Genomic DNA, 8,871 nt, shown 5'->3' on the forward strand with positions numbered 1-8,871 from the left:
CTCCGGCGGGCAGCGGCAGCGCGTGGCGATCGGCTCGGTGCTCACCACCCACCCCCGCGTCCTGGTCCTCGACGCTCCGACCACCCCCCGCCACCCCCCCGCGGGCCCGGCGGGGCGGGGCGGGCGCGCCGTATCCGCGCTGGGGGCTCCCCGCGTCCTGAACCGCGCCCCGAATCGCATCCCGGACCGCGCCCGCGGTCTCCCGGACGGGGCCCCGGCCGCCGACGGATGACGCGTGCCGACCCCGGTTCCGGGATACCCATCACGCATGAGACACATCAGTGACTTCGACCGCCGGCTGTTCGCGCGGGTCGCGGACAGCCGGCTCCGCGGTGCCCATCCGCTGCTGCCCCGGCTCAGCCGGGCCGCCGACCACGGCCGGCTGTGGTTCGGCACGGCCGGGGTGCTCGCCACGGTCGGCGGCCGCACCGCGCGGCGGGCCGCGCTGCGCGGGATGGGCTCGCTCGGTGCCGCCTCGCTCGTGTCGAACGTCGTGGTCAAGTGGACCGTGGAACGCAAGCGTCCGGTCCTGGACTCGGTGCCCCTGGTGCGCCGGCTGCGCCGGCAGCCGTGGACCAGTTCCTTCCCCTCCGGGCACTCGGCCTCCGCCGCCGCCTTCGCCACCGGAGTGGCGCTTGAGTCCTCGCGGTACGGCCTGCTGGTCGCCCCGCTCGCCGCCGCCGTCGCCGCCTCCCGGGTGTACGTGGGGGTCCACTACCCCAGCGATGTGCTGGCCGGTATCGCCCTCGGCGCCGGGGCCGCCGCGCTGACCTGCCGCTACTGGCCGCCGCGCCCCGAGGTCCCGGCGCAGGCCCGGCCCCGGATCTCGGCGCCCGCCCTGCCCAAGGGCGACGGTCTGGTCGTCGTGGTCAACCAGCGGGCCGGTACGGGAACCCCCACCGGCGCGTTCACGGTCGCCGAGCAGCTGCGGGTACTGCTGCCCGCCGCGGACATCGTGGAGTGCGGGCCCGACGACGACTTCATGAACCTGCTCGGGCAGGCCGCCCAGCGCGCCGCCGAGCGGGCCGGGGCGCTGGGCATCTGCGGCGGGGACGGCAGCGTCAACGCGGCCGCCACGGTCGCGGCCGAACGCGGGCTGCCGCTCGCCGTGTTCCCCGGCGGCACCCTCGACCACTTCGCGCTGGACCTCGGCGTACCCGCCTTCGAGGACACCGCGCACGCCGTGACCGAGGGCGACGCGGTGGCCGTGGACCTCGGCCGCGCCACGCCCCTCGCCGGAGGCGGCGGGACCAGCCACTTCGTCAACACCTTCAGCCTCGGCTTCTACCCGGAGCTGGTGCGGATCCGGGAGAGCCTGCAGGGCCGGCTCGGCAAGTGGCCCGCGGCCGCCGTCGCGCTCACCCGGGTGCTGCGCACCGCGCGCCCCATGGAGGTCGAGGTCAACGGGCGGCAGCGGCGGCTGTGGATGCTGTTCGCCGGCAACGGCGTCTACTCCCCGGAGGGTTTCGCGCCCGCCTACCGTCAGCAGCTCGACGACGGGCTGCTCGATGTGCGGGCGATCGACGGCGAGGAGCGGCTGGCCCGCACCCGGCTGCTGATCGCGGCGCTCACCGGCACGCTCGGGCGGTCACATGTCTATACGACGCGGCGCATGCGCCAACTGCGCCTGTCGGGCCTCCACGGCGTGGACAGCCGTGCCTACGATGGAGAGGTGGCCGCCGACCCCGCGGAGAAGCTGCTCATCGACAAGTGGCCGGGGGCGCTCACCGTCTACCGACCCGCCGAGCCGCAGAACGAGTTGCTCCAAAGGGCCCGTACGGCGGCCGCGAAGGCACCCCATTGGTGGAGGGCCCTACTACGCAAGTAGTACGCACAAGTCTGTGCTCAAGGACGACGACGGGGGCACAGCCCACCGTCAAGGATGAGGGCATGGACGAAGACCGATCGGCCCAGGGGGCCGCGACGTGACCTCCCTCGCGCTGTCTGTGCTGTTGGCCCTGGCCTCGGCGGTCTGCTACGCCGCCGGAGCCATACTCCAGGAGCATGTCGCGGCCACGACGCCGCGCCTCGCGTCCGCTCCGCTGCGGCGCGGGAGTTGGTGGACCGCGGTGACCCTCAACGGGACGGGCGCGGTCCTCCATGTGATCGCCCTGGCCTACGGCCCGCTGAGCGTGGTGCAACCCCTAGGGGCTCTCACGATCGTCTTCGCCCTGCCGATGGCGGCCCTGTTCGTCCGCCGCCGGGTCGGGGCGGCCGGCTGGCGGGGCGCGCTGCTGGCCACCATGGGGCTCGCCGGGCTGCTCTCGCTGACCGGCTCCTCGCAGGCCCAGGCGCTGGCCGAGCGGGACGGCTTCTGGCTGATCGTGATCACGGTCTCCGCCATCGCCGTACTGATCGGGGCGGCTCGTCTGATGGGGTCACCCGGGATCCGCAGTGTGCTGCTGGCGGCGGCCGCGGGGACGGCCTTCGGCGTCTCGTCGGTGGTCACCAAGAACGTGGCCGTGGAGTGGACCTGGGACGCGTGGGAGGACAACCTGCCCGGCCTGGTCGCGATCGGGCTGCTGGCCTCGGGCGGGGTGCTGCTGTCCCAGGCGTCGTACCGGGGCGCCGGGCTGGCCTCGCCGCTGGCGACGGCGACCGTGGTCAACCCCGTGGTCGCCACCGCCGTCGGCCTCGCCGCGCTGGGCGAGCACTTCCGGCACGGCGCGCCCGGCACGCTGCTCGCCCTGGTGGCGGCCCTCGTCGCGAGCACCGGCCTGGTGATGCTGACGGTGCACAACGCCGAGGCGGAGGCCGAAGCGGAAGCGGCTGCCAAGGACGCCGAGGCCATGGTCGTCGAGGCGCCGGACGCCCCCGGCCACGACGGGCGCGATGCCGCGGGTGGAGCCGGAGGCATCGGCGGGCCGGAGGTTCCGGAGGGGCCCGGCGGACCCGGCCCGCACGAGGTGCCGGTCGGCCGCGACGTGCCCGCCGAGCCCGGTCCCTCGCTCCGTCTCCCCCACCCGATCCCCCGCCAGCCCACCGGCGGCGAGGAGCCCGACCCCCACCTGTCCGACCCGCGTCTGCCCGACCCGCGTCTGACCGACCCACGTCTGCCCGACCCGCGTCTGACCGACCGCGGCGAGGCCGTCCTGCAGCACAACGCCTGAGCGCCCCGCTGGAAGTGTCACGATGCGTCGTCGCTCGGTGCGGCACCGTCGTGGCTGGTCGCGCCCACGCGGCGGAGCCGCACATCGACACAACCCCGCGCCCCTTCGGGGCGCACCCGAACCGCACCGGGCTTCAGCGATGCCGCTTAGGCCGCGCCGGGCCGCCCCTGGCCGAGCAATTCCACCAGCCCCGAGAGGCCCTCATGGCCATGGCCGTCGGCGACCCGGCGGGCCATGAGACGGCCGATCGGAGCGATCAGTTCGGGGCTGATGCCCTGGTCCCGTGCGGAGCCGGTGAAGTTGACGAACGCGGCCGACTGCATGGCGAGGTTGGAGACCACCCCCGTGGCGTGGTCACCGGAGTCGATCTGCCGCGCGTAGCCGTCCACGGCCCCGGACATGGCGGTCAGCCAGCGCCCCACCAGCGGGGCGGCATCGGCCGACGCCACACCGTCCGACCGTACGAGGGCGTAGGCGTGCAGCACACCGGAGAACATCCCGTACATCGCGCTGAGCAGGGCGATGTCGTACAGCGGGGCACGGCCGGGGTCCTCGCCGAGGTGGTGGCTCTCGCCGAAGAGGTCCAGCACGGGCCGGTGGTCCGCGAAGGCGGCGGGCGAGCCGCTGTAGAGGAGGAAGGCGGCGGGTGTGCCGATCATCGGCGGGACGGCCATGATGCCGCCGTCGAGGTACTGGGCACCGTGTCCGGCCGCCCACGCGGCCAGCTCACGGGCCTGCCGCGGAGTGCCGTTGGTGAGGTTGACGACGGCCTTGCCGGACAGGGCGTCCCCGAGGGGGGCCAGCACCTGCCGTACGGAGTCGTAGTCGAGCAGACAGACCACCACCAGGGGGCTCGCCGCGACGGCCGTACCGGCCGTGGCGGCCGTCAGCGCGCCCTCGGTGGCGAGCGCCTCGGCCTTGGCCGCCGTACGGTTCCACACCGTCGTCCGGTGCCCGGCCCGCAGAAGGGTGCGGGCCAGGGCGGTGCCCATGTCGCCGAGGCCCAGCACCGTCACGGGGGTTTCGCTCATTTCGGTTGCTCCAGGGGGTTCGATACCGCTCGGTCGTAGGGGTTCGGCGCGCCGATCACAGGCTCGTTCCCCGGCGGTAGTGTGGGCAAGTACGCACTAAATAGTGCGTACTTACCTTGAGGTCAGTGGGGGCGGGCGGGGCCATGGGGAATCAGCCGTATGTCTGCGGTCTGGACGCGGCCGTGGATGTGATCGACGGAAAGTGGAAAGTCCTGATCATCTGGGCGCTCAATCACCAGCGGTGCCGTTTCGGGGAATTGCGCCGGCTGGTCCCGGGCGTGAGCGAAAAGGTGCTGACCCAGCAGTTGAGGGAGTTGGAGGCGGACGGAATCGTCCACCGGGAGATCTACGACGTGAAGCCGCCGAAGGTGGAGTATTCGCTGACCGAGCTGGGCGACGAGCTGAACACGGCGCTGGGCCCGCTGGGCGCGTGGGGAAAGCGATGGATGGCGGCGCTGGAGGAGGCGGGGCAGGGCTGACCTCCGGGCCGAATGGGCGGGCCGTATGCCATCCGGCGGCGGGCCGTATGCCATCCGGCCGGGCCGGCCGATCCGTCCGGGGCGCGACCCCACCGCGGAAACTCTTTTCCAACCGGCCCTCCGCGGGGTAGGGGTCTGGAGTTCACCCCGCTCACTTGGAGGCCCCGTGACCGACAGCGCTCCCCGGAGCCAACCACGCACTCCCTGGCGAGCCGTCTTCGGCGGCTCGATCGGAAATCTCGTCGAGTGGTACGACTGGTTCGTCTACGCCAGTTTCGCCACCTACTTCGCCGGAGCCTTCTTCCCCAAGGGCAACGACACGGCGCAGCTCCTCAACACCGCCGGGATCTTCGCGGTGGGCTTCTTCATGCGTCCCGTCGGCGGCTGGCTGCTGGGCCGGTACGCCGACCGGCGCGGCCGCAAGGCGGCGCTCACCCTGACGGTGACGCTGATGTCGGCCAGCGCGCTGCTCATCGCCATCGCCCCGACCTATGACCAGGTCGGCTACTTCGGCGCGTTCGTGCTGCTGGTGGCGCGGCTGCTGCAGGGCCTGTCGGTGGGCGGTGAGTACGCGGCCAGCGCCACCTATCTCACCGAGGCGTCCCGGCCCGGCGGCCGCGGTTTCGTCTCCAGCTTCCAGTACGTGTCGATGACGATGGGTCAGCTGATCGGCCTCGGTCTGCAGATCGTGCTGCAGCACACCATGTCCGATGACGCGCTGCACTCCTACGGCTGGCGCATTCCGTTCGTCGTCGGCGCCGTGGGCGCGGCCGTGGTCTTCTGGCTGCGGCGCAATCTGCTGGAGACCGAGGTCTACACCGAGGAGGAGGACCACCAGGACCAGGAGCGGGGGACGATGGCCGAGCTGCTGCGCCACCGCAAGGAGGCGGCGCTGGTCATCGCGCTGACCATGGGCGGCACGGTCGCGTACTACACGTACACCACCTATCTCACCAAGTACCTGTCGAACACGGCCGGGATGAGCAAGTCCGACGCCTCGCTGGTGAGCTTCTGTGCCCTGTTCCTGTTCATGCTGTTGCAGCCACTGGCCGGATCGCTCTCGGACCGGATCGGGCGCCGTCCGCTGCTGATCACCTTCGGTATCGGCTCGATGCTCTGCACCGTCCCCATCATGACCGCGCTCTCGCACGCCGACAGCTTCGCCGGGGCACTGCTGCTCTCGCTCGCGGCGCTGGTCATCGTCACCGGCTACACCTCGATCAACGCCGTGGTGAAGGCGGAGCTGTTCCCCACCCATGTCCGGGCGCTCGGGGTGGCCCTGCCGTACGCGGTGGCCAACGCGCTGTTCGGCGGCACCGCCGAGTATGTGGCGCTGTGGTTCAAGAAGGGCGGTGTGGAGTCCGGGTACTACTGGTACGTCTCGGCGTGCGCCGCGGTCTCGCTCGTCGTCTACCTCACCATGCGGGAGACCCGGGACGCCGCCCTCTCCCGGGGCCGCGCCGACGACCCGGCCGCTCCGGGGAAGCAGCGGACGACGGCGGTGTGACGGGCCGAGGGGCCGGTTCCGGCGTCAGCGGCCGACGGTCACGCTCATCTGGGCCCAGACCACCCGTCCGCCGTTCACGCCCGGCCGGTCCCCCCACGCGTCGGCCAGGGCGCGGACCAGCGCGAGTCCGCGCCCGCACTCGTCCTCCAGACCGGCCTCCCGCGGTGTGGGGACGGCCGGTCCGCCGCCCTGGTCGGCGACCTCGACATAGAGCATCCGCCGCTCATGGGCGCGCAGTACACAGAGGATCTGGTCGCTCCCGGTGTGCACCAGGGCATTGGTGAACAGCTCGGACATGACCAGTTCGGCGGCCTCGCAGAGCTCCTCCGCGAAGCCCCACTCCGGCGCCCGGGACCGCACCCGGTGCCGGGCGACCGCGACCGAGGTGCCTCTGGCGGGCAGCTGGAACCTCTCCTGACGGAGGGCGGAGTCAACGCTCCCGGAGCTCGGGTGGTGGGCCATCGTCGAGCGCTGACGCAATGCCACGGCCATGTGCCTTCCGTCCGTCCTACCTGTGGGGGCGTGAATGCCGTACGTGAATGCCGCAAGTGCGCGACACAGCAGCCACGTTGGACTGGTCACACCCGTCACTATCGTTGCTGCGAGCATCAGTTGGCAAGGCGCGAACTGCAAAATGCAGAATAGCCGGGGCACTCTGTTGCCCCCACCTCGTACGTGGCACACTGATCCTGACAAGACCGTCCCAGGAGGTACGACGTGGGTGAAGCGCGATCTGCCCCGACCGTCGGGCAGATGGTCCTCGGCATGCGGCTGAGGGACCTTCGCGAAAAAGCCGGCGTCAGTTACGACGTGGCCGCCAGGGCGCTGCACGTCAACCAGACCACGGTGCGCAGGATGGAGAAGGCCGAAGTCGGCCTGAAACTCCCCTACGTCGAGAAGCTGCTGCAGACCTACGGCGCCGGGCAGCAGGAGATCGACTCCTTCCTCGCACTCGCCGAGGAGGCCAACCGGCCCGGCTGGTGGCACCGGTTCCGTGATGTGCTGCCGGACTGGTTCAGCCTCTATGTGAGCCTCGAGGGCGCGGCCAGCCGGATCCGCGCCTATGAGCCGCACTTCATACCCGGACTGCTGCAGACCGAGGACTACGCCCGCGCGCTGCTCTCCATCGGCTTCCCGCACGGGTCCAACCAGGAGCTCGAGCGCCGCGTGGCGCTGCGGATGGAGCGCCAGGAGCTGCTCAGCCGCCCGGACGCACCGCATCTGTGGGTCGTGATGGACGAGACCGTGCTCCGGCTGTCCATCGGCGGTCCCGCGGTGATGCGCGCCCAGGTCGACCGTCTGATCGAAGCGGTGCAAAGACCGAACATCACCCTTCAGGTGGTGCCGTTCTCCGCCGGCCCTCACCCGGGCATGGGCGGACCCTTCCAGCTCTTCCGGTTCCAGATCCCGGAACTGCCGGACATCGTCTATGCCGAGGGCCTGACCGGCGCCGGCTATCTCGACCAACGTTCCGATGTGGTCGCCTATCTGGAGGCCCTGGACCGCATGGGCACCCAGGCCACACCGGCGCGGCGGACGGAGAACTTTCTCCGTGGGATTCGCAAGGAGCTCTGACTGTGGATCAGGTACATGTGTACAACGGCATGCCCGCCAAACATCTGGGAACCGAAGGCTGGGCCAAGCCCTGGAGCGGCCCCAACGGCGGTGCCTGCGTGGAGGCCATGCGGTTGAACGACGGGCGGGTGGCCCTGCGCCAGTCGACCGATCCGGACGGCCCCGCCCTGATCTACACCCATCACGAAATCGAGAAGTTCATCCAAGGTGCCAAGGCCGGCGCCGCGGACTTCCTGCTCACACGCCCAGAAAACCTGACCACCTCGGCGGGTACCGCACCGGAACGGAGGGCCGCGTGACCGACAACGGGCTCGCCCCTGACCAGATCGACACCACCAAGCCGCACCCGGCTCGGATGTACGACTTCTACCTCAACGGCAAGGATCACTACGAGGTCGACGCGGAGGCCGCCGGGCGGGTGCTGGAGGTCTATCCGACCGTCCGGCTCAACGCCACCGTCAACCGTGCCTTCATCCACCGCGCCACCCGCTGGCTGGCCCGGGAGGCCGGGGTCCGGCAGTTCCTCGACATAGGCACCGGCATACCCACCGAGCCAAACCTCCACCAGGTGGCCCAGGCGGTCGCCCCGGAGGCCCGGGTGGTCTACACCGACTACGACCCCATCGTGCTGGCCTACGCCCAGGCGCTGCTCGTCGGCACCCCCGAGGGCCGTACGGCCTATGTGCAGTCGGATGTGCGCGATCCCCAGCGGATCATGAGCGCCCCCGAACTGCATGACACGCTGGACCTGGACCAGCCGGTGGCGATCTCCTTGAACGCCCTCTTCCACTTCATTCCGGAGGAGGACAAGCCGTACGAGATCATCCGCGAGCTGATGGCGCCGCTGGTCCCGGGCAGCTATCTGATGCTGACCCACTCCACGCATGACTTCTCCGAGCAGACCTGGCGGAACGTCATCCGGGTCTACAAGGAGAGCGGGATCTCCTTCACCACCCGCTCCCAGAGCGAGGTCGGGGCCTTCTTCGACGGTCTGGAGCTGATCGACCCGGGTGTGTCGGAGCCCCACCGCTGGAATCCGGACCCCGAGGACCGGCCGGAGGACATCCGCAGCGCGGACATCAACATGTGGGCGGGAGTGGCCCGCAAGTCGTGACGCCCGCGGCGGGCTGCTTTCCCCTCCCCGCCCCTTCCCTCAACTGGGGCTCCGC

Annotated in this window: 9 protein-coding genes and 1 pseudogene; 8 read left to right on the forward strand and 2 right to left on the reverse strand. The window is 71.2% G+C overall.

Going from position 1 to position 8,871, the window contains the following annotated elements; genetic code table 11:
• The 3 genes and pseudogenes from ACFXB5_RS50990 to ACFXB5_RS51000 all read left to right on the forward strand — a co-directional run.
• Positions 1–103 (forward strand): annotated as a pseudogene (locus ACFXB5_RS50990) (ATP-binding cassette domain-containing protein); the annotation flags it as partial.
• A gap of 165 nt (positions 104–268) precedes the next feature.
• Positions 269–1,828 (forward strand): bifunctional phosphatase PAP2/diacylglycerol kinase family protein, encoded by a 1,560-nt coding sequence (locus ACFXB5_RS50995; protein WP_385222275.1) that lies wholly within the window; start codon positions 269–271, stop codon positions 1,826–1,828.
• Positions 1,829–1,925: 97 nt separating this feature from the next.
• A complete protein-coding gene (locus ACFXB5_RS51000) occupies positions 1,926–3,110 on the forward strand; it encodes a DMT family transporter (RefSeq protein ID WP_385222277.1) in 1,185 nt (394 codons plus the stop codon).
• 146 nt (positions 3,111–3,256) lie between these two features.
• On the opposite strand, the gene ACFXB5_RS51005 is transcribed toward ACFXB5_RS51000, so the two are convergent.
• Positions 3,257–4,141, reverse strand: a complete 885-nt coding sequence (locus ACFXB5_RS51005; protein ID WP_385222280.1) for an NAD(P)-dependent oxidoreductase — start codon at positions 4,139–4,141, stop codon at positions 3,257–3,259.
• A gap of 143 nt (positions 4,142–4,284) precedes the next feature.
• On the opposite strand from ACFXB5_RS51005, the gene ACFXB5_RS51010 reads away from it, so the two are divergent.
• Together ACFXB5_RS51010 and ACFXB5_RS51015 are read left to right on the forward strand one after the other, a co-directional pair.
• On the forward strand, positions 4,285–4,620 hold the full coding sequence (locus ACFXB5_RS51010) for a winged helix-turn-helix transcriptional regulator (protein WP_385222283.1): 336 nt from the start codon (positions 4,285–4,287) through the stop codon (positions 4,618–4,620).
• Between the two features lie 166 nt (positions 4,621–4,786).
• Positions 4,787–6,127, forward strand: a complete 1,341-nt coding sequence (locus tag ACFXB5_RS51015) for an MFS transporter (RefSeq protein WP_385222286.1) — start codon at positions 4,787–4,789, stop codon at positions 6,125–6,127.
• Positions 6,128–6,151: 24 nt separating this feature from the next.
• On the opposite strand, the gene ACFXB5_RS51020 is transcribed toward ACFXB5_RS51015, so the two are convergent.
• Positions 6,152–6,619, reverse strand: a complete 468-nt coding sequence (locus tag ACFXB5_RS51020) for an ATP-binding protein (RefSeq protein WP_385222289.1) — start codon at positions 6,617–6,619, stop codon at positions 6,152–6,154.
• Positions 6,620–6,844: 225 nt separating this feature from the next.
• Here ACFXB5_RS51020 and ACFXB5_RS51025 point away from each other — a divergent pair, with 225 nt between their 5' ends.
• The 3 genes from ACFXB5_RS51025 to ACFXB5_RS51035 are packed head-to-tail and all read left to right on the forward strand — an operon-like array spanning position 6,845 to position 8,816.
• The gene (locus tag ACFXB5_RS51025) at positions 6,845–7,702 is read left to right on the forward strand and encodes a helix-turn-helix domain-containing protein (protein WP_385222292.1); all 858 of its coding nucleotides are present in this window, start codon (positions 6,845–6,847) and stop codon (positions 7,700–7,702) included.
• A gap of 29 nt (positions 7,703–7,731) precedes the next feature.
• Complete coding sequence (locus tag ACFXB5_RS51030) at positions 7,732–8,001, forward strand: DUF397 domain-containing protein (RefSeq protein ID WP_385222298.1); 270 nt, start codon at positions 7,732–7,734, stop codon at positions 7,999–8,001.
• Complete coding sequence (locus ACFXB5_RS51035; protein WP_385222295.1) at positions 7,998–8,816, forward strand: SAM-dependent methyltransferase; 819 nt, start codon at positions 7,998–8,000, stop codon at positions 8,814–8,816. The genes ACFXB5_RS51030 and ACFXB5_RS51035 overlap by 4 nt, the downstream gene beginning before the upstream one ends.
• The last annotated feature ends 55 nt before the right edge of the window (positions 8,817–8,871 follow it).

Origin of the sequence: Streptomyces sp. NPDC059455 (assembly GCF_042750115.1) — a bacterium.
Lineage (GTDB): Bacteria > Actinomycetota > Actinomycetes > Streptomycetales > Streptomycetaceae > Streptomyces > Streptomyces endocoffeicus.